Below are 19,962 nucleotides of genomic sequence, written 5' to 3'. Positions count from 1 at the left end.
GTTCGTTGCGGGGGTGTTCAGCGAGTACTCGAGAAGAAGTCTTGCTCCGTGGCTGCCCGATAGGTCGCCTCGACATCGACGATGGAGGGGCCGTCAGCGACCGGGTGGATGTCGATACTGGCGTCTCGCAGTTCGAGTTCTCGTTCACCGTCGACCGACAGGACACCACGGTCGATATCGAACGACAGTGACTCCCCGTCGCCGAGCTGTCGCCACTCTCCGATACCGACGCGCTCGACGACACCGGGTACAGTGACGGCACGGACGTGCTGGTCGGTGGATTCGACCGGTCCGACACGGAATCCAACACCACCTGGTTGGTCCATCGAATGGAGCGTCAGTCCACCAGCGATACCGGAGAGGCCGATTTCGGTCGGTGAGGCTCTGGACACGACACCGCCGAGGATGGTGCTCGCATCGAGAAGTGCTCGCGTCCCGACGAACGCTTGGTCGATGACGCCGAGCGTCGCCAACCCCCGAAGGTGCTGCGTACCGGTCGGCGTCTCGGCGACTGCTTCGACCATCCCGTGACGCGTCGTCACCTCCTCGGCGGGGACGACGCCGGTCGCGACGAGTGCGGCGGCCCCACCAGCGACGGTGCCGTCGACCGCACTCGGCACGACGTTGTTCGTCCCCGTCGAGAGGCTCACGACAGGGACGTCACCGATCGTGTGAGCAACGTCACGATTGGTCCCGTCCCCACCAAGGACGACGACCGCATCCGCCTCCTGTTCGAATCGCCCTGCGGCGCGGCGTGTGTCCTCACGGTCGCCACCGACCGGCATGTCGAGCGTACCGACCGAGAGGTCGTCGGGTGCCTCGTCGACGATGCGTTGCCCGAGACTGCCGCGGTCGGGCATCACGAGCACGTCGACGTCGTCGTCGCTGAGCGTCACACCTGCGAGGACGCACTGTGCCGTTCGGCGTTTGCTGTAGGCGTCGCTGACGCTCGCACCGCCGACGAGTCGGCGAATGTCGCGCCCTGCCGCCGGGTTGACGATGAGGCCGACCGTCGCCCCCACTCAGACCACGCGGTCGATTGCTGCCTGAATTCCGTCGGCGTCGGGCATCACTTCGCGTTCGAGTGCCGGGCTGAACGGGATGTGCGTATCCGGCACGCCGACGCGCTGGATAGGCGCATCGAGGCTGAAGAAGCCCCGCTCTTGGACCCGTGCGACGACTTCGGCGTGCGTGCCGTACGAGAGTGGACTCTCGTCAGCGACGATGAGTCGCCCCGTCTTTTCGACGCTCTCGAGGAGCGTCTCGGTGTCCATCGGGTAGAGCGACTGGAGGTCGATGACCTCGACGCTCGTCTCACCCGCGAGTTCCTCGGCGAGGTCGAGAGACTCACCGACACAGCGCTGGGTCGCGACGACGGTGACATCGTCACCCTCGCGTTCGACGCTCGCCTGGCCAAGCGGGATGGTGTAGTCTTCGTCGGTGGGGACCTCACCTTCCTGCTCGTAGATGTCCTTGTTCTCGAAGAAGAACACAGGGTCGTCCGACCGGATGGCCGACTTCAACAACCCTTTCGCCGCACGAGCGGACCCTGGGGTGACCGCCATGACACCGGGGAGGTGGGCGAACCACGTGTGGATGGTCCCGGAGTGCTGGCTGGCGGCACCCATCCCACCGCCCTCGGTGGTCCGAACCGTCACCGGCATCTCGGCTTTCCCGCCGAACATGTAGCGGTTCTTCGCCATCTGGTTGAGAATCTGCTCGGCACAGACGCCGAGGAAATCCGAGAACATGATCTCGACGATGGGGCGGGTCCCAGTCGCCGCAGCACCGACCGCTGCACCCATGAATCCGGCCTCGCTGATGGGTGTATCACGGACGCGCTCCTCGCCGAAGTCGTCGACGAGGTCGCCAGTCACCGAGAGGACACCGCCGAACGTCCCGATATCCTCGCCCATGAGGAAGGCGTCTTCGTCGCGGGCTAACTCCTCGCGGAGGGCCTCGCGAATCGCCTCACGAATCGTCATCGTCTCTGTCGCCGATACTGCCTGTCCGGTTCCTGTCTCGGTACTCATTGTCGCTCACCGCCGTCGGTGCGGACCCGTGCCGCGAACTCCTCTATCTCGGGGACGTGTGCGCCGAACATGTCCTCGTACGCTTCACTCGGGTCGGGGTACTCGGCGTCCTGTGCCCGCTCGGTCGCCTCGTCGATTTCGGCCTCTACCTCCGCTTCGAGGTCGTCGAACTCCGCGTCAGTGATGACCCCGGCGTCGACGAGCCGTGTCTTGAACCGGTCGATGGCATCACGCTCGCGAGCGTCGTCGATGTCGTCTTTCGTCCGGTACGGTTCGTGGTCACCCTCGAAGTGCCCCTTGTACCGGTAGGTGTCCGCTTCGATGAACGTCGGACCGTCGCCTGCTGCTGCGCGCGCTCTGGCTTCCTCGACGGCTTCGTAGACGGCAGTCACGTCCATCCCATCGACGGTGAATCCAGGGATGTTGTACGCCTCGGCGGTCGCCGAGAGGTGTTCGACGTTGTGCTGGTTCTCGACGGGTGTCGCCTCTCCGAAGTGGTTGTTCTCGACGACGAAGATTGCCGGAAGGTCCCACGTCGCGGCGAGATTGATGCCCTCGTGGACCTGCCCCTGTGCGACCGCCCCGTCGCCGAAGAACGCCAGGGCGACCCGGTCTTCGTCCTTGTACGAAGCGGTCAGTGCTGCACCCGTCGCGAGTGGTGGGCCGGCCCCGACGATACCGTTCGCACCGAGCATCCCGGCGTCGACGTCGGCGATGTGCATCGACCCGCCTTTGCCGTTGCAGTAGCCGTCGCGCTTGCCGTACAGTTCGGCCATCATCTGGTAGGTGTCGAGTCCCTTCGCGATGCAGTGACCGTGTCCGCGATGTGTACTCGTGATGTAGTCGTCCGGTTCGAGCGCCGAGATGGCTCCGACGCCGACCGCCTCCTCACCAATGTACAGGTGGACGAACCCGGGAAGTTCACCGTCTGCGAACAACTCACCCGCTCTCGTGTCGAACGCCCGAATCGTCAGCATCCGACGGAGCATCTCTCTTTGCCCCGACTCCGCCTTTATGTCTATTGTCACCATACAACACGCCCTTGCAAGTGGTATGTAATAAACATTCATTTAAGAACACATGACCGAGTATCTCAACTAGACTATCAGAATACATATTCGCTGAACCGCCGCTCCCGACCGCGATAACCGAATCATCCTGAGTGTCGTTACGCGAGAACTGTCGAAGTATGCATCTTCTGACATAGTATACAGTCGAGCATGAACAGCGAACCGACCACTCGATACGGAAGTGGCCGATGAGTGTCCGACCGGCGAGGGAGTCCAGAGAGACGAGGGACTCGTCAAGGGGCACCCGCTCGGACCGCTGGTTGGCCGCTGGACTCGTCGTGCTGGCCGTCGCGTTGGCAGTGAACACTATCCTCGGGCCGCTCGTGGCCAGCGTCGTCACGTACCCATTCTCGGAGACGCTCGTGAACCAGACCGTCGGCCTCGAAGCCGTGTCGCTGTTCGTGGTCGCACCGTGGTGTCTCCTCGCGGCGTGGTTGATCACCAGCGGGCATCGAGCCGGGCCAGTGGTGGCGATTCCGCCCGCAGCGTACGCCGCGTATATGTTCGTCCAATACGTCGTCGGACCGGGCTACCTGACGTACCGACCTGTCGTGGCGTTGCACCTCAGTATCTTCGTGCTCAGCGGGGCCGTCCTCCTCCGGGCGTGGGCCGATCTCGACGACGGCGACCTGCCCACACTCTCTCAGCGACGGCGGCGGACGGCCAGTGGGGTACTCGTCATCCTCGGCGCGTTCGTCTGCCTGCAGTATCTGGGGGCAGTGGAGGGTCTCCTGACCGCGGGACCGCTCTCCGCCGAGGCTAGTGCCGACCCAACGATGTACTGGTCCATCTTCTTCCTCGACCTTGGCGTCGTGGTTCCGGTCACCCTCGCTACTGCACTTAGCCTCCTCCGGGGCGCGTCGTGGGCGAACCGGGCGCTGTACGGCGTCGCTGGCTGGTACCTGTTCGTCCCCATCTCCGTCGCTACGATGGGTGTCGTCATGCTGCTCAACGACGACCCGAACGCGGCGGTCGGACGCGTCGTCGTCCTCTCGATCGCCGGCCTCCTGTTCGCCGCGTTCACCGTATGGGTCTACCGGCCGCTGTTCGCCGACCGCGAATCCCGTGAGGACCACCGCGGTCGAGTCGGGACGTAGACCAACCGGGGACTCAAACATCTTTGTTGCCTGACACCATATCCCGGGTATGAATCCCGAGGACGAGTCACCCGAACCGAGGCCACTCCAGCGTCGGGCGACCGCCGACTACATGCGTATCGCCGGGCAGCGGAGTGTCGTCTACGGCCTCGTCGAGTTTGACGTGACCGACGCACGGGAGGTGATCCAGAACCGATTCGAAGAGACGGGCGAACGGCTCTCGTTCACGGCGTTTCTCGTCGGCTGTCTGGGTCGGGCCATCGACGACCATCCGGACGTCAACGCGTACCACGACTGGCGAGGTCGCGTCGTCAGGTTCGACGACGTCGACGTGAACGTGCTCGTCGAGAAGCACGTCGACGGGGAGAAACTGGCCATCCCGCACGTCGTCAGGCGGGCGAATCGACGGTCGGTCGTATCGATACACGAGGAGATTCGGCGCGTCCAGACCAGTCCAGCCGAGAGCCGCCACTCGTCACTCGCGTCGCTCGGACTCCGGCTTCCCGGCATCGTTCGGCGACAAATCTGGCGACTCCCACAGGTGTCTCCCGTTCATTGGAAACGACTGGCGGGAACGGTCGCCGTCACGTCCGTGGGGATGTTCGGTGACGGCAGTGGATGGGGTGTCAGTCCGAGCAACTACACATGCCAAGTAATCGTCGGTGGTATCGCGACCAAACCGACCGTCGTCGACGGCGAAATCGTCCCCCAAGAGAAGCTGAGCGTCACCGTCAGCTTCGACCACGACGTGGTCGACGGCGCACCCGCAGCACGGTTCACCGACCGACTTCGAGGACTCGTCGAGACGAGCTATGGCCTCGACGAGCACTCCTGATCGGCCAGTCGTAACCACGAGTTCGACAGCGGACGGCTAGTACGATCACCGCGCCGTGTGCGATGGAAGATAGGGTGACCGGCACACCAGTCGAAACTATTTCGGTGCCCGCGAGGAGGTTGCTCGGAACGTGAGCATTTGCGAACCCGACGACGGTGGCCACCGAGCCGAACGCCTCGTGCGGTCGTCCCTGAGCGACTCCATGGAACGGCAGTTCCTCGGTGGGTTCAATCGCGCGGAGCGGACGCTCACCCGCGATCCTCGGAGAGGTTGAGGGCAGCGACGAGGCGGTCGGTGATGACCTGCACGACCATCGAGACCAGTCGTTCTTCGTCTTCGTAGCCGGCGAACACACCGAGCGGGACCTCACCGCCAGCCATCTCCCGATGACCACCAGCACTGCCGACGTTGGAGAACGCTTCACGAAGCAGTGAGCCGACGTGGATACGAGGGTCCGTCGAGCGCGCGCTCATGTGGATAGAGTCGTCGATGATGCCGAAGACGACTGCCGTTTGGATGCCTTCGAGCGTCGCGAGATAGTCCGCCGCTTGCGGGAGTGCGTCACGTTCGCTCGTCCGCCCGACGTGCGAGATGAGGACGGAGCCCCGAACGTCGCGGGTGCGGATGGCCTCCGCGATGGCGTCGACGGTCGCACCGCTCACCGAGGGCGTCGCGAGCGTTCGGAGGAGGTCTCGGTCGGCCAGTGAGTGGAGGTGGCCCGCTGCGGCGTACTCGTCCTCGGTCGCCCCTCGGAGGAAGCCCAGCGTCTCTCGACGAATCGCGAACAACAGTGCCGTCGCGAGCGACGTCTGCATCTGGATATCCAACTCACGGACGTACTCGGTGAGAATCGTCGCGGTCGCACCGATCGACTCACGATGGTCGACGAATCGGGCCTCGATATCGTCGGCTGGATGATGATCGATGACGATGTCGATAGGCGTCCCCTCGGGGACTTCGTTGTTCGCCCCCGGAGAGGAGTGGTCGACGAATGCGACCAGTGAGTCCTCGGGCCGGTTCATCACCGCGTCGGTATCGAACGCCGTGAGGTTCATCTCGAGGAGGTTGATGAACGCACGGTTCTGCTGGTGGGAGATATCGCCGCTGTAGAGGATGCGTCGCTCGTCGATGCCGGCATTCGCTGCGATTCGCCCGAGGGCGAACGCACTCGCGAGACAGTCGGGGTCGGGGTTGTTGTGGCAGACGATGGTGAGTTCCTCACCGTCGGCGAGCATGGCTTGTAGTGACTCTGACCCAGACATCAGTTGAGATAGATGATAGTAGACCTATCATAAGGGTCTATCCACGAGATGAATCCAGCCTGAGTGCTCTCATCAGTGCTTGTTCACCAATCCATCAGCATTTCTCGGAGCGTTGAGGGTGACCGCGATCGAGCGAAGGTCAGCGACCACGGCTGGGAATCGCCGGAAGTCAATCGTCGCTCTGTCGGATGAAGTTCTCCAACAAGCTGTCGCCGAACACGACGACGAGCGCAGCACCGACGACGTTGAACACGAGGTCGAGGAGTGTGTCGGCTCTTCCGTAGGAGACGAGGATCGGCTCGAGACCGACCTGTCGTGAGGCGACGTGAATGACGTACTCTCCGAGTTCCCAGAGCAGTCCCATGGTAGCGACACCGACGACGACGCGTGGTCGAGGGTCTACGTCCGACCGGCGTGCAGTCACGTGTATCAGCCCACCGAGAAGCGTCGCCGAGTGCAGGTGAGTGAGGTGGTCCCACCACCAGATATCGTCGTAGGGGCCGAGCATTCCGACAGCGTGCGTCAACATCGCCGTCGCCACGTAGATGCGCTGCCACGGCCGGAACTCGACGGAAGATCTGGCCTCGAAGACGGCGGGTACGTACGTCGCTCCGAGAGCGACAACCGCATTTACGACTGCACCTGGATTACGCCGACGAGCACCCTCGACGAGAACCGCAACGATGCCCGTGCGGAGACCACGCTCAGCCGTCCCCGAAAAGTCCGAAGAGACCACGTCGATCATTCTACGACAGGGTTCCATGAGACGTCTTCGATATTCAGGTTCTCGTCCACAGCGAACACGGCAGACCCTACTCCGACCGAGAGGGTGGAAAACCAGCAGGAGGGTGTCATCGAAGAGCGTGAGAGGTCGACGTGGGCGGTAGGACGATTGGAGGGCCTTAGAAGCGAGACATCCAGAAGCGAGTTCGAGAGACCACCTTGGGAGGCAGACTGGTCGCAGTCCAACTCGTAGTACGAACACATTCGAGAGCAACGCTCTTTGAGCACGTACTGGTCTGATAGCTGTGGACCTCGAGAGCGACATCGAATCTGCGCTCGGCTCGTCGCCGGCCACGTTCCGGGAGCTCACGGGCGGGCAGATCGGGACGGTCCGCCAGGTGACGTTGGCCGACGGCCGACGAGTCGTCGCGAAGACGGGCGAGACACCGCTCGATGTCGAGGGGCGGATGCTCCGCTATCTCGCCGAGCATAGCACTCTGCCTGTTCCAACAGTGTATCACGCGGATTCGGAGCTGCTCCTCATCGAGTACGTCGACGGTGTGACCAACCACGACGCTTGCGTCGCGCGCGATGCAGCCGACCACCTCGCCGCACTCCACGAGAACAGCGGCGCAGCGTTTGGGCTCGACTTCGATACGGTCACCGGGCCGGTTCGCCAGCCCAACACGTGGACAGAGAGTTGGGTCGAGTTTTACCGCGAGCACCGACTCGGACAGCTCCTCTCTCTGGCAGATCTTCCAGGGGAGACACGGGCCAGGCTCGAGGCGGTATGCGACGATTTGGGCGAACTACTGACCGAGCCAGAGCGACCAGCGTTGATTCATGGCGACGTTTGGACGACGAACGTCCTCGCCAGTGATGGGGAAGTGAGCGCGTTTCTCGACCCGGCGATATACTACGCCCACCCCGAAATCGAACTGGCGTACATCGATTGGACCGGAACGTTCGACGAGGGGTTCTTCGAGCGATACCGAGAACGGCGGGGAATCAACGCTGGATTCTTCGAGCGTCGTCGGTTCGTCTACCGGCTATACCCACTGCTCGTCCACGTCCATCTCTTCGGCGGCCAGTATCACGGCGAACTCGACAAAACGCTGCAGCGAGTCGGTTACTGAGTATTGACGGTCCGACTACAGAGACAACGACGGTCCGAGCGTCACCAACGCAGCCCCGAGCACCGCGAGCACGGCCCCGACGACGATGCCACGGGTCACCCGTTCGAGGTCCTGGAGCAGGAAGTAGACGAAGACGGTGGTGAACAGCGGTGCCGTCGACGCCAGTGACTCGACGATGGCGACCTGTCCGCTCGGGAGGGCGAGCGCACTGAACAGCGAGAGCAGTGCGATGCCGGTGAGCGCACCGCTGATAGCGAAGTACCCGTACGAGCGTCGGTCGGCCGAGTGAAAGCCCGCCGTCCCCCGGACGGCGGCGTAGCCGAGAAAGACGAACAGTGCACCGGCTTCGTTGAGCGCGACGGCTTGCAACACCTCCGCACCCCCGGTCTCCAACCCGAACCGGCGGAGGACGTTCCCGAACGCGAACAGCACGGCCGACCCCAGTGGGTAGAGCAGGTCGCGAGGCTGCCAGCCGGTGATGTCCCCACCCTTCGCGAGGCTGAGGATCGCCAGACCGACGACGAGGACGACGATGCCGACGCCGATGTCGGCCGAGATAGGTTCGCCGAGGAGGCCGAAGGCGAACGCGGTCGCGAACAGCGGTCGGGTGCTGACGACCGCGCTGTTGATGCTCGCGCCGACGCGGTCGACGCCGACGAAGATGGACAGTCGGCCGAGGGCCGTCCCCGTGGCTCCGGCGAAGAGGAACAGCGCCGCGATGGAGAGGTCGAGTCCCGCCAGGAAATCCAGTCCGTCGAGTGCGAGCAAGGCGGCGACGAATAGAGTGAGGTCGACGACGACCACGACGAGCGACGCCTGGAGGGCGGTGCCGCCCAGCGACATCCCCCGTTTGTCCAGGACCGGTGTGAACCCCCAGATGACGGCCGGGACGAGCGCGAAGAGGTAGACCAGCATCGCAGAGTCGACGGTCATGGCTGACCTGCGCGCGTCCAGCTAATGAAGCTGATTTCTTCGACGACGAGTGCAGGAGTTGGACTGCGGAGCACTGATACAGGACGCACGTGACAGCCCCCTCAGCTTGTGTCAAACACGTCAGTCTTCCCACATTCTTTGGCGAACGAAGAGTGTCAACCAGTATTGTGCAATCAGTGTTCCATACGCAAGCACGAGGCTTTATCATGGATGACCCACAAGCAGTAATCGACGCTTCGTCTGGAGGGCCGAAGCGTCAGCGGGGACCAATTTAGGACAGTCGGCCTGGCGGGCCTTTTCATCCCGCTCGGGCCGATGTTCTGTTCGGATACAATACCAACGAGTCGTATCTCTCTCAACGGCAGGCGAGAATCCACCGCCACGGTCGGTCGACGCTCGACCTAGACGGTTCTCGATCGGCGACGACTGTTCTCTGAGCTGGACTCCGAATGGCACCAGCAGAGGCTCTGTGTCGAGACGGAACGAGACGACGGAGCGTCGATAGCGTCGGTGTACTTCGAAGAACCCACCAGCGGGAGACACATCGAAAGGGGTCCGCTGGAGGGGCAGACGGTGGGCGTCTGCTGCTGTCAGAGGGGACCGATAGGTCTGTTCCGACTGTTCGGTCCAATCCGAACGAGCAGTCGTAACCGTTTAATGGTTTTGGTTCCTCAAATGATACACAATCGAACAAATGTGGAGTTGCCTTCGAGGGGGTGTGAGCACTGGTGGAGACTGACGAACGAGCGGCGGTCGTCGAAGAGGTCGTCGAGTCGATCGAGCGGTCGGCGGAGATGTACGGGCTGAGCCGGAGCGCCGGCCGCGTCTACGGAGTGCTCCACTTCGCGGGCGAGCCGCTGTCGATACCGGAGCTGGTCGAGCGCACCGGCTACGCGAAGTCGACTATCAGTACCGTCACCCGTCGACTCACGCGACTCGGGTTGATTCGCCGTCGGTCGTCGGGCGGCGGTGGCAAGCGCGTCCAGTTCGCCGCCGAGACGGAGCTGTGGTTCATCCTCCAGGAGGTGTTCCAGCAGTACGTCCACCGCGAGATAAGCGCGAGTCAGCGCACGTTCGACCGTGCCCTCACCCGTCTCCAGTCGCTGGACGATGAGGACACGGAAGTCGAGGAAGCACGCGTCGAGGAACTTCGAGAGACCTACTCCACGCTCGAGACGCTGCTCAACGCGTCGATGGAGTACTCGCCGAGTGAACTCGCCGACGCGATCGAACAGTACGACGGGTAGTCGAGCAGGGTTCGCGACGCCGACGCTCGGCAGCTACCAGGAGACCGTGTACGTGCAGGTGTCGTCGCCCGCTCTGCGGCAGTGCTGGCCGCGTTCTTCGACGAAGACGAACGACTTCACGGGCGCGTGCTGTCGAGCGACGGCACGGACGAGTCCGCGGTCGAACAGACACGGGTACGGGTTGGCGCAGGTGACCCGCCCGGTCCGGTCGCCCTCGTGTTCGTACTCGTAGTAGCCGGCGTCACCGCCGCGGTGGTTGGACTGGTACGCGTCGTCGATGGACTGGAGTCCCGCTTCGACCGTCGAGATACCGTCCGGCCACGGGGCCACCGCCGGAATCTGTCCGCCCAGGCGGTCGAGCAGGTGGGGTTCGAGTTCGTCCGCGATGGTCTCCATCGTATCCAGCCACGCCTGTTGTGGGTACCACCCGTCCGGTGTGGGGTCGTCGACACCGTTCGCCGCCAGCGTGTCCAGCGCCGTGGTGCGGTACTCCTCCGAGAACCGGGCGAGCGCGTCGTCGACGACGACGAGAATCGTTCGACCGTGGACCTCGGTTCGCTGGTCGAACGCCTCGTACTGAGCCATGGCACGATTGAGTACGCGCTTGGATTAAGGGTTTGGAAGGGGTTCCGTGGCGACACAGTCACAGAGCGCGATTCACAGCCGATGGTGGCACCGGCCACCCTCTACTCGGTGAGTCAGTCACCGGGGACCCGCGGTGGTCGACGACCGGATACGAATCGGTCGCCGCCCGTCGTCGTCACTCGGACCTCGTGCCCGCTCTGTCCTGCGAGGCTTCGGCGATACCCGCGTTCGGCGAACAGTTCGGACAGGCGAGAATCAGACCGTCGACGTTCGCGAAGACGATCTCGAACCGACGCGAGACGTGTGCGTCGCAGTGGTCGCAGTGAGCCATTGTCGTCTCTACAGTCGGCGGACCGTTCCATAGGAACTTACAGTTGGTATGTTTGTCAGCACAGCCTCGACGTTAACGTGTGTTAGGGCAGACGGTGGCACCTCTCGATAACTGCCTCGACAGCAGCGTTCTCAGGTTCGAACGCTCCGTCGGTCTCCACTCGGCGTCCCCTGAAATATCGAGAGCCACGTCGACCGACCGAACGCGGTCGAACGCGCTGGTACGAGCTTCACAGGCGTCGGTCGTACCGGACGTTGGAGCCGAGTGCGATGTTCTCTCCCACCGAGACCGTCCTCTGGTGGTGTCTCGCTCGTCGAGCGGTCCCTTAGAGCAGTGTCGAACGGCAGTTGCGACCACTCAGAGAGTCGTTCGTGGGCGGTAGCCGGAACCACAGCCGTATTGCCGAGGGGTCCGTTTCCCGGGTAGAACCAATCGATGGCGCTCACCGACCTCGTCGAGGACTATCTACTCGCGTGGGTCGTTCTGGCCGTCGCTGCGGGCTTGCTGGTTCCCCAGCTAGCGAGCGTGACCCGCGCTTCGACGCTGATCCTCGCGGTGATGATCGGGAGCATCTCGCTGACGATCTCCCTCAAAGCGGTTCGCGACGTCGACCCCCGAACACTGGCCGCGATACTGCTCGGACACGTCTGTATGCCGGTTCTCGCGTTCGTGATCGCTCGAGTGGTGGGGGCCGCTCCGGGTGTGACCGTCGGCTTCGTCGTGCTGGGAGCGGTCACCCCGGAGCTCGTCACCCCAGTGATGACCGAACTGGCCGACGGTGACACCGCGCTGGCGACGACGGCACTCGTCGCCGTCGGTCTCGGGAGCGTCGTGTTCGTCCCGGGCATGGTCGCGCTCCTCGTCGACGGTGTCACCGTTCCGACGACACCCATCGTTCGCCAGTTGCTCGTCGCCGTCGTCGTCCCGATGGGACTCGGCGTTGGTGTTCGGACCTGGTGGCCCGAACGCGTCGGCCGGTACGACCGGTACTACACCACCGTGTCGGCACTGATGGTCGTCCTCGTCATCGGTGGCGTGACGGCCGCCAACGCGGAGGTTCTCCGGTCGAGTCGGTCGGTGATTCTGCGCGTAGCTGTCGGGGCGGTCGTGTTGAACCTCCTCGGATACGGGCTCGGATATCTCGTGTCGAGACGGGCCACCCGACCGATGCGAGTCGCGTCGGTGCTCACCGTCGGGATGCGTGATTTCGCCGTCGCAGCAGCACTCGTCGTCGCAGCGGGCTTGCCGACCATCGCGTCACTCCCAGCCGTCGTCTTCGGGGTCGTCGAGATGACGAGCAGCGCGGGACTCGCGATGTGGGTTCGTCGGGATGACCACGAGTAGCGCACAAGAGGCCAGTCGGCTGCTGACGGACAACCGAGCCGATACAACTGTTCGAGCTGAGGGGATCCCTCGCTGTATTCAACGCCTGTCGAATACGCAGGACATCGAAGCACCGGCCACAACCACTACTTGGGCGATACCTTCGCTGCGAACGTCTGTGCGACGATCTCATCGTCGCGCACGACGAACGTGTCCGACGCGAACTCGTAGTGATTGGCTGGTGTCTCTGCATTCCAGATGATGTAGGCAAACTCTCCCTCTACGACCTGCTTCGTGAGCGTGAACTCGACAGACGGGTCGTCGAACTCCGAAAGCAGACTGACGAACATCTCCCGGATTTCGTCGTCGCCCCTGTACGTCTCGTCAGCGGTGATGAGCACTGCGTCGGTCGCGTAATCGTCCATCAACCCATCCAGATTCCCATTACCAAACATCTCAAGGTGGTGTGTCAACACCGATTCAGTCGAACCCATATGTCAACATAGTGTCTATAGTCAGTATAGCTCTGACGGGACCCGACAGTATGGCAGAAAGACCGGCAAACAGCACAGACAGGTATACGCGGCCATCGAAGTTGTATTCGAGTTGCAAAGACGGCGACGTCAACAGAGTGAGCAGCGGCCGACTTCGACGCGAACCCTGGCCTACCCAGCCTGCAGTCTGACCCGACGCGAAGCGCCGGAGCCGAAACGGCACCACACTCATCGCCCGGCGACCGCTATCTCGTCTATGCCCATCGAAGACGCCGACGGACTCCGTCGGGTGCTCGGATACGACCGTATCGCCGTCGTCGGGGCGTCGACCTCCTACGAGAAGGCGGCGCACATCGTGCCGGCGTACCTCCAGCGCCACGGCTACCACCTATCCCCGGTCAACCCGACCGCCGACGAGATATTCGACGAGCGGGCGGTCGACTCGCTCGCCGACGTCACGGACACCGTCGACGTCGTCCAGGTCTTCCGACCGAGCGAGGAAGTCCCCGAAATCGTCGAACAGGCGCTCGCCCGCGACGACGTGAAGGCTATCTGGATGCAACAGGGGATTCGAAACGACGAAGCGGCGCGGACGGCCGAAGCCGCCGGGCTGGACGTCGTCCAGGACCACTGTATGAAGGTCGAGCACGGGCGGCTAATCCGTCATCCTATGGACTGACCACTCGGGAGACGGGCGACTCCGTGGGATTCTCGACACGGCTCGGCCCCACATCGAACTCGGAGTACCCAGCGGGAGGTGTCTCCGTATGGAGTTCGTCGGGAGCCGAGAGTGGCGGGACCGTCAGCGACGCTGGCGCCGGTCGAGAATTTCCGATATCGACGGGCGGTCGTCCTCCGGGGGTGGCGATGAACCAGCACCGGGGGAAGTCAACGAGAGGACGAGCCCGACGACGAGGGCGATGACAGCAGACGCCGCCACCCCACCGAGGACGTAGAAGGCGGGCGCACGCCACTTGTCCGGGACGACGAACACGCCGCCGAGGGAGACGTAGACGATGGCACTGCAACCGACGATGACGGCGTATCGGAACGCCCAGCGCTGGAGGACACGACCGGGAGGGAGGGACCAACTCATACGTGACCGTTCGGCCGAGCGGATAATAAGTATCAGGGGAGACGAAAGAACTCAGCGGTAGCGCGCCGGTCCGTTCTGGCGGGCGAGGACGAGTGGCCGTCTTGGCGTTCGGTGTCACCCCGACGTCCACGGCTTTCCCCTGACCCGCGCTACCGAGTCCTCCTCTAATCGGCATCTCGTCGACGCCGATTCCCGTGTCTTCAGGCGCGGGGGGAGATCAATCCGCCAGCAGGGTGTTCGAGAAGTCATCCGGACCGAGGTCGAACGGGCCTCTTTCTCCCCGCCTGAGCCGGAGTTCTGTTCGGCGACGATACCAATGGGGGAGCGTCAGGGCCGAGGAGGAGGGTGTCAGTCCGTGTTCGACTGCGGTGTCGAGGTTCGGACGGCCCGCAGCTCTCGGAGGCTCAGCGTCACGACTGCTCCACTGACGAACAGCGCGGCACCGACGATGATGACGAGACTGACCACCTGCAGCATCTCGATGCCGAGGTAGTTGCCCGCCTGCCGGACTCCGACCGCGACAGCCCCGAGTAGTAGCATCACCGCGAAGTACCCCGTTATCGCGTCCTCGTCGACCAGTTTGGTGGCCGCCGCGCCGATTCGCGCACCGAGGGCGCTCCCGGCGAGCAGTGGGACGACGATGCTGAGGTCGACCCCTCCGGACTGAGCGTAGAGGAGACTCCCGACGCCACCGGAGATGGTAATCTGGAGGATGTCGGTCCCGACAGCGACGGCGGCCGGAACGCCGAACCCGTACATCATCGCGGGCATCAACAGGAACCCGCCACCGACGCCAAGGAATCCAGCGAGGACGCCGACGACGAGTCCGACGGCGAAGATGACCCACACCGATATCGACGGGCCACCAGTCAGGTCGATCATCGGTGGGACTCGGATTCGACTGAACAGTCCCACCTGATCGTCTGCCGTGTCGGAGGACTCCTCGTTCGATTTTCGTCGTGAATCCACGAGGATGAACGCACCGACGGCACCCAACAGCCCGATGTACGCGATGGAGACGACCGTATCCGCCAGTCCGAGTGACTCGAGGGCGAAGACGCCCCGTTTTCCGACCTCGATGCCAGCGGTGACGCTCACCGTCATGAGTGCGGCGAGGGTGTAGTCCACCTGTCCGAGCGACCGATGGCGAAGTGCGCCGATGATCGACGTCCCGAACACGAACGCGAGGCCGCTACCGACGGCGACCCGCGTCGGGTAGCCCATGACGATGAGCGCTGGCGTAACGAGGAACGACCCGCCCATGCCGAAGAACCCGAACAGGATGCCGATGAGGAGACCGAACCCAACGAACATCGTGAGGAGTGCGATGCCGACGCCCAGAACCTCCACACTCACTCACCCGTGAACGCTGTGACGAATCGCTCACCGACTGCCTCCTCGAGGGTGCCGTACCCAACGTAGAGCGCGAGCGCCTCGACGAGCACGAGGCCGACGAGCACGACCGACTGCAGCGTCGAGCCGAGCGTTTCGATTCCGAACATCAGTTCTGCCCCGAAGTGCGTGTTGTGCCAATCTCGAAATACTGCATACTCCAAGTTGCCTGTTTGCCCATATAACAGTTTTGCACCGGCTCTGCAATACTATATTCGCGTATCCCACTGATGGATATCGATAAGTTACGGGATGATACCGACGCACCCGAGGCTGTCGCTCAATGTGGGACGTACTGGACCACCGGTTACGAAGAACCGGCGAGAACTGTTCGCCCGTCAGGGCGAGGAGGATGTCAACGAGCGCGAATATCTACAGACAATTGCACGTGAGGCCGCGGCGTCGCTCAGTCGTCGGCGAGCGAGTCCTGACTGGCTGCACAGTTGTTCGGCCCGAGTTCGAGTTCGAACGCTTCGTCGTCGCCGACCGACTGCTGTCCGAGGTTCGTCTCGATAATCTCCTCGTAGTTCGCAGGACGTGGCGGCATGTCCGCGAGCACGAGTTCGACGAACGACTCCTCGTCGAGCGAGAGCGCACTCATCCGGTCGGTCAGTTCACCGACCGTGGCCGTGTACGACCCGTCTTCGGCCGTGGTCGCCGCGTCACTGAAGTGAGCCGGTGCGATGACCGTCTCGGACGGGAGCGTCAGAATCCGTTGCTGGAGCGTCTCGTGAAGCGTGCGTGCCGCAGCGGCCGCTCCATCGTCGCCTTCCTCGAGGTCAGGCCGCGCGACGCTCTCGGTGAACAGTCCATCCCCGGTCGCGAGAAGTGCTCCCCCGACGAGGTACGACGTCATCCCCGAGGTGTGACCAGGTGTGTGAACCGCTTCGATGGTCGTCTCACCGATGTCGATGGTCTCTCCGTCGTCGACGGCTTCGAGGACGTCGGCATCGGCAACGCCCCGATCGAGCGCCGGTGCTGGCAGGACTCCACGGGCCCCTGCGTCGTCGAGGGCCCGAACGCCAGAGATGTGGTCGGCGTGGATGTGCGTGTCGAACGCATAGAGGAGCGTCGCGTCCAGTCGCTCGGCGTCGGCGAGATATCGGTCACTGAACGAACGCAGTGGGTCGATGACGGCAGCGACACCATCGGAGACGACGAGGTACGAGAGACATCCGGACGACGGCCGCTGGTACTGGTAGACGGCGCCTGGGCCATCGTACGTGGTGACCTCGACTCGTTCGAGAATACGTGCCCAGCCGTTCATCCCGTCCTCAAGATGAACGACGTCCCGACCCGCATCGGCCAACGCACCAGCGACGAACTCACTGGCCCCGCCCTTCGCACAGAGCACGACCAGTGGGTCACCGTGCGGTATCTGTTCGAGAACCTCCTCCTCGACACCGTCCATGAACTCGAAGTACGGCACGTTGACGATATCGACGTTCTCGCCGTCGATATGCCACTCCTCGAAGTCCGCAGGCATCCGGGCATCGAGTACCGTCACGGGCTCTCCCGTGTCGATTCGGTCCTTCAACGCCGCTGGTTCGAGCACGTCGACGGGCGTCTCCGGTGCTGGAAAGTCGTCCATGTGTACCCTGGCGTACTCGTCCCCGGTTCAAAAGTATTGTGGATAGTGTGCAATACAGAGTCGGGTATCGTTCTCGCTCTGTCGTCGGAGGAGTCCAACAAGCGAATAATACGACGGTAAGTGCACGAATCGACACAATACTGGCTCGTCACGAGAAGCGGAGAGCCGATGGAAGTCGGGTGGGTGGTCTCAGTCGAGAAACGGACCGGCAGGCCGTGGCAAAGAATCGCTCAGACGAGGAGCTGGATGTCGGCTTCGACCATCTCTTGGAACGCGGAGGCGGCCCCGACGCCGGTGGTGACACCGTCGAAGAAGTCGTCCTCGTCGTACCCCAGCAGGTCGATAGTCATCTGGCACGCCTGCAGGTCCACGCCGGTCTGGATGGACGTCTCGATGAGCTCTTCGACGGTGGCGACCTCGTTGTCGGCGATGCGTTTGCGCATCATCCGCGTCGTCACCTCGTCCATCCCCGGCAGCGCGGCGATGGCGTTGGGCATCGGCATGTTCGGGTTGCCCACCGAGCTCAGCTTCAGCTCCTTGGCGTGGTCCTCGTGGAGGATCTCGAGACCCCAGAACGTGTGGAAGACGGTGACGTCATAGCCGAAGGCAGCGGCGGTCGACGCGAGGATGAGCGGCGGGTACGCCATGTCGAGCGTCCCCTTCGTCGCGATGATGACCATCTTCTTCGGGTCGTCGCCCACCTCGGCTTCGAGGTCCGAAAGCTGTGTTTCCAGTTCGTCGATGCGGGCGCGAAGCTCCGCGACGGAACTGTCTTCGGGTCCGGACGTGGTGTCGGTGCTCATCGTATCACTCCGTCTTCCGGACGTAGTGCGTGTACAGCCCATCGCCCTCGGTCTGCCCGACGAGTTCGACCCCGTCGGTCGCCTCGGCCCATCCCGCCAAGTCGCTCACGCTGCCCGAGTCGGTCGCGAGCACTTCGAGCGTCTCGCCGGCGGCGAGGTCGTCGATAGCTTGCTTGGTCTTGACGACCGGCATCGGACAGTTCTGGCCTTTCACGTCGAGCGTCTCGGTGGCATCGATGTCTGAACTCATCTGTGATGTACTCGACAAACAGTACCGGACTCGGACTCAAAAACCTATCGTTTGTATTGCCCACCTTCTGCAACTCTGATGTGGCGAACAATCTTGGCAGAGGAGCGTAAAGACCTGTATTTGCCGTTGAAAGTGCTAATTTGGCCTCTCTACGACCATCACTGACACAACCGACCACAGTTGAATCCGAATTTTTATTGCGCTTAGACTGCAAGACCAAGACAGATGCCTACCAACGGAGCGCTATCGATACAGGGTGACACAGCCGTTCCTCAGCAGAGAGGGAGACGATGACGGGGGTGGCGCTGCAGATGCTCGGCGAGCTGTTCCCGAACGGGATGGCGCGGTACGCTATCGGTGGGGTGCTCGTCGCGACCGGCATCGCCGTCATCTACATCGGGACGGCGATCATCCCGGGCAACAGCACGTTCCTCGAATCGACGCTGTCGTACGTCTCTGACCTGCCGCGCCTCAACCAGCACAAGTACGTCACGTCGCGTGACTGGCGGGTCGTGTTCGCCGCGAGCATCGTCGTGGGGGCGGCGCTGTGGGGACTCGTCCTCGACCCGGCCCACCCGGGTGCGTTCCACACCGAGGTCCAGTGGTGGCGACTGCTCGGCGGTGGCGTCCTCGTCGGTATCGGCACGCGTCTCGGGAAGGGGTGTACGGCCGGACACGGCGTCTGTGGCATCGGGTCGGTCTCTCGCACCTCGATCGTCAACGTCGCGCTGTTCGTCGGCGTCGCCATCGTCACAGCGATGGGGATGCTGGCACTGGGGGTGAGCCCGTGAGCGACGGGCGTCACCCGCTGTTCTACCCGCTGGTCGTCCTCGGCGGGCTGCTACAGGGGTTCGGCCTCGCGTACAGCGGGATGGCTCGCCCGGAGGTCGTCCTCGACTTCCTCCAGTTCGAGGACCTCGGCCTGCTCCTCGTGATGGGCGGGGCCGCCGTCGTCTCGGGACTGACGTTCTTCGTCGTTCCGCGCGTGCTGGACCGCGCACCGCTGACCGGTGACACGCACGGCCGCCGTGTGAAGTCGATGGACCGGAACGTCATCATCGGCGGCGGCATCTTCGGTGTCGGCTGGGGCGTCTCGGGCATCTGTCCGGGCGCCGCTTACGCCAGCGTCGGCATCGGGAACGTCGAGATTCTGTGGGCTATCGCCGGGATGTTCATCGGCGCGTACGTACAGGCCTACTGGCGTGCCCACCGAACGGGGACGACCGCATCCACCGGAGCGACCAGCGACTGAACACTATCGACAGAGAGGGACGAGAGGGACGACGAGGACCGCCCACCCGCGAACGAGAACCTGTTACTGGTCGTCGATCGAGATTATTGCTCACCACCCACAATCATGACCCAGCCGAACAGCGGAGGAAAGGTGATGACAGCGGACGTCAGAGAGACTGGACCCAGTGACGGCGCGAGGGTAGGACCCGCATGCCGGCGAGGGATTCTTGCACGTCAACGGGGGTCCGAGTTCCGTCCTCGCCCACGGCTACCGCGGCGAGGTCAACCCGATGAAGCTCTCTCACTCGCGAGTTCGATACTCCAGCAGAACGTTTAGAGACCCGGATTGGACCCCGATCGAAGCGTCGGTGTCCAGTGGTGGTGCGAGTCGGCAGACGACGACGCTCACCCGACACGGTAGATATCGCGCGAAGAGGCCATTTCACACCGCCTCCAACGAGTCCACTTCCGCTGTTCGCTATCCTCGACGGTGCGTGGGTGCTTCTCGTGACAGTGTTCGTCGAAGAG

23 protein-coding genes are annotated in these 19,962 nt (G+C 63.3%); 8 read left to right on the top strand and 15 right to left on the bottom strand.

Annotated features, from left to right (window positions below):
* Nucleotides 1–17: 17 nt before the first annotated feature.
* Genes M1L36_RS08925 through M1L36_RS08915 form a run of 3 tightly spaced genes read right to left on the bottom strand, consistent with a single transcriptional unit; the run spans nucleotide 18 to nucleotide 3,064 of the window.
* A complete protein-coding gene (locus M1L36_RS08925; RefSeq protein WP_250873362.1) occupies nucleotides 18–1,022 on the bottom strand; it encodes an NAD(+)/NADH kinase in 1,005 nt (334 codons plus the stop codon).
* Nucleotides 1,023–2,033: an alpha-ketoacid dehydrogenase subunit beta gene (locus M1L36_RS08920; protein ID WP_250873361.1), complete on the bottom strand. Its 1,011-nt coding sequence runs from the start codon at nucleotides 2,031–2,033 to the stop codon at nucleotides 1,023–1,025.
* The gene (locus M1L36_RS08915; RefSeq protein ID WP_250873360.1) at nucleotides 2,030–3,064 is read right to left on the bottom strand and encodes a thiamine pyrophosphate-dependent dehydrogenase E1 component subunit alpha; all 1,035 of its coding nucleotides are present in this window, start codon (nucleotides 3,062–3,064) and stop codon (nucleotides 2,030–2,032) included. The genes M1L36_RS08920 and M1L36_RS08915 overlap by 4 nt, the downstream gene beginning before the upstream one ends.
* 227 nt (nucleotides 3,065–3,291) lie before the next feature.
* Between M1L36_RS08915 and M1L36_RS08910 the strand changes: the two genes are divergently transcribed.
* Both M1L36_RS08910 and M1L36_RS08905 read left to right on the top strand, forming a co-directional pair.
* The gene (locus tag M1L36_RS08910) at nucleotides 3,292–4,200 is read left to right on the top strand and encodes a hypothetical protein (protein ID WP_250873359.1); all 909 of its coding nucleotides are present in this window, start codon (nucleotides 3,292–3,294) and stop codon (nucleotides 4,198–4,200) included.
* A 49-nt stretch (nucleotides 4,201–4,249) separates the two neighbouring features.
* On the top strand, nucleotides 4,250–5,035 hold the full coding sequence (locus M1L36_RS08905; protein WP_250873358.1) for a 2-oxo acid dehydrogenase subunit E2: 786 nt from the start codon (nucleotides 4,250–4,252) through the stop codon (nucleotides 5,033–5,035).
* Nucleotides 5,036–5,283: 248 nt separating this feature from the next.
* On the opposite strand, the gene M1L36_RS08900 is transcribed toward M1L36_RS08905, so the two are convergent.
* Together M1L36_RS08900 and M1L36_RS08895 are read right to left on the bottom strand one after the other, a co-directional pair.
* Entirely contained in the window at nucleotides 5,284–6,297 is a 1,014-nt protein-coding gene (locus M1L36_RS08900; RefSeq protein ID WP_250873357.1) for a DHH family phosphoesterase, read from the bottom strand.
* Nucleotides 6,298–6,466: 169 nt separating this feature from the next.
* Entirely contained in the window at nucleotides 6,467–7,042 is a 576-nt protein-coding gene (locus M1L36_RS08895) for a DUF2238 domain-containing protein (protein WP_250873356.1), read from the bottom strand.
* A 283-nt stretch (nucleotides 7,043–7,325) separates the two neighbouring features.
* On the opposite strand from M1L36_RS08895, the gene M1L36_RS08890 reads away from it, so the two are divergent.
* Nucleotides 7,326–8,156 (top strand): fructosamine kinase family protein, encoded by an 831-nt coding sequence (locus M1L36_RS08890; RefSeq protein WP_250873355.1) that lies wholly within the window; start codon nucleotides 7,326–7,328, stop codon nucleotides 8,154–8,156.
* Between the two features lie 15 nt (nucleotides 8,157–8,171).
* On the opposite strand, the gene M1L36_RS08885 is transcribed toward M1L36_RS08890, so the two are convergent.
* Nucleotides 8,172–9,089 (bottom strand): DMT family transporter, encoded by a 918-nt coding sequence (locus M1L36_RS08885; protein WP_250873354.1) that lies wholly within the window; start codon nucleotides 9,087–9,089, stop codon nucleotides 8,172–8,174.
* Between the two features lie 728 nt (nucleotides 9,090–9,817).
* On the opposite strand from M1L36_RS08885, the gene M1L36_RS08880 reads away from it, so the two are divergent.
* Nucleotides 9,818–10,336, top strand: a complete 519-nt coding sequence (locus M1L36_RS08880) for a GbsR/MarR family transcriptional regulator (protein ID WP_250873353.1) — start codon at nucleotides 9,818–9,820, stop codon at nucleotides 10,334–10,336.
* 33 nt (nucleotides 10,337–10,369) lie between these two features.
* Here the strand turns inward: M1L36_RS08880 and M1L36_RS08875 are convergent, their stop codons facing one another.
* A complete protein-coding gene (locus M1L36_RS08875; RefSeq protein WP_250873352.1) occupies nucleotides 10,370–10,921 on the bottom strand; it encodes a hypothetical protein in 552 nt (183 codons plus the stop codon).
* A 175-nt stretch (nucleotides 10,922–11,096) separates the two neighbouring features.
* Nucleotides 11,097–11,252, bottom strand: a complete 156-nt coding sequence (locus M1L36_RS08870; protein WP_250873351.1) for a DUF7563 family protein — start codon at nucleotides 11,250–11,252, stop codon at nucleotides 11,097–11,099.
* A gap of 435 nt (nucleotides 11,253–11,687) precedes the next feature.
* Here M1L36_RS08870 and M1L36_RS08865 point away from each other — a divergent pair, with 435 nt between their 5' ends.
* Nucleotides 11,688–12,596: a bile acid:sodium symporter family protein gene (locus tag M1L36_RS08865; RefSeq protein WP_250873350.1), complete on the top strand. Its 909-nt coding sequence runs from the start codon at nucleotides 11,688–11,690 to the stop codon at nucleotides 12,594–12,596.
* A 125-nt stretch (nucleotides 12,597–12,721) separates the two neighbouring features.
* Here the strand turns inward: M1L36_RS08865 and M1L36_RS08860 are convergent, their stop codons facing one another.
* The gene (locus M1L36_RS08860) at nucleotides 12,722–13,030 is read right to left on the bottom strand and encodes a nuclear transport factor 2 family protein (RefSeq protein ID WP_379819858.1); all 309 of its coding nucleotides are present in this window, start codon (nucleotides 13,028–13,030) and stop codon (nucleotides 12,722–12,724) included.
* 295 nt (nucleotides 13,031–13,325) lie between these two features.
* On the opposite strand from M1L36_RS08860, the gene M1L36_RS08855 reads away from it, so the two are divergent.
* Nucleotides 13,326–13,748, top strand: a complete 423-nt coding sequence (locus M1L36_RS08855) for a CoA-binding protein (protein ID WP_250873348.1) — start codon at nucleotides 13,326–13,328, stop codon at nucleotides 13,746–13,748.
* A 123-nt stretch (nucleotides 13,749–13,871) separates the two neighbouring features.
* On the opposite strand, the gene M1L36_RS08850 is transcribed toward M1L36_RS08855, so the two are convergent.
* From M1L36_RS08850 to M1L36_RS08825, 6 genes are all read right to left on the bottom strand, one after another.
* Nucleotides 13,872–14,165 carry a hypothetical protein gene (locus M1L36_RS08850; protein ID WP_250873347.1) on the bottom strand — a complete coding sequence of 98 codons (294 nt, stop codon included), beginning with the start codon at nucleotides 14,163–14,165 and terminating at the stop codon, nucleotides 13,872–13,874.
* 348 nt (nucleotides 14,166–14,513) lie between these two features.
* Nucleotides 14,514–15,515 carry a sulfite exporter TauE/SafE family protein gene (locus tag M1L36_RS08845; protein ID WP_250873346.1) on the bottom strand — a complete coding sequence of 334 codons (1,002 nt, stop codon included), beginning with the start codon at nucleotides 15,513–15,515 and terminating at the stop codon, nucleotides 14,514–14,516.
* A 2-nt stretch (nucleotides 15,516–15,517) separates the two neighbouring features.
* Entirely contained in the window at nucleotides 15,518–15,667 is a 150-nt protein-coding gene (locus M1L36_RS08840; protein WP_250873345.1) for a DUF7512 family protein, read from the bottom strand.
* 296 nt (nucleotides 15,668–15,963) lie between these two features.
* Nucleotides 15,964–17,148 carry an MBL fold metallo-hydrolase gene (locus tag M1L36_RS08835; RefSeq protein ID WP_250873344.1) on the bottom strand — a complete coding sequence of 395 codons (1,185 nt, stop codon included), beginning with the start codon at nucleotides 17,146–17,148 and terminating at the stop codon, nucleotides 15,964–15,966.
* A 230-nt stretch (nucleotides 17,149–17,378) separates the two neighbouring features.
* Complete coding sequence (locus M1L36_RS08830) at nucleotides 17,379–17,951, bottom strand: DsrE/DsrF/DrsH-like family protein (protein ID WP_250873343.1); 573 nt, start codon at nucleotides 17,949–17,951, stop codon at nucleotides 17,379–17,381.
* Between the two features lie 4 nt (nucleotides 17,952–17,955).
* A complete protein-coding gene (locus M1L36_RS08825) occupies nucleotides 17,956–18,201 on the bottom strand; it encodes a sulfurtransferase TusA family protein (RefSeq protein WP_250873342.1) in 246 nt (81 codons plus the stop codon).
* A 290-nt stretch (nucleotides 18,202–18,491) separates the two neighbouring features.
* Between M1L36_RS08825 and M1L36_RS08820 the strand changes: the two genes are divergently transcribed.
* Complete coding sequence (locus tag M1L36_RS08820) at nucleotides 18,492–18,992, top strand: YeeE/YedE family protein (RefSeq protein ID WP_250873341.1); 501 nt, start codon at nucleotides 18,492–18,494, stop codon at nucleotides 18,990–18,992.
* Nucleotides 18,989–19,453 (top strand): DUF6691 family protein, encoded by a 465-nt coding sequence (locus M1L36_RS08815; protein ID WP_250873340.1) that lies wholly within the window; start codon nucleotides 18,989–18,991, stop codon nucleotides 19,451–19,453. Before M1L36_RS08820 ends, M1L36_RS08815 begins: the two co-directional genes overlap by 4 nt.
* Nucleotides 19,454–19,962 lie beyond the last annotated feature (509 nt).

It is taken from the genome of Halomarina rubra (genome assembly GCF_023699475.1).
GTDB classification, from domain to species: domain Archaea; phylum Halobacteriota; class Halobacteria; order Halobacteriales; family Haloarculaceae; genus Halomarina; species Halomarina rubra.
This window is presented reverse-complemented; position numbering and strand designations above follow the sequence as displayed.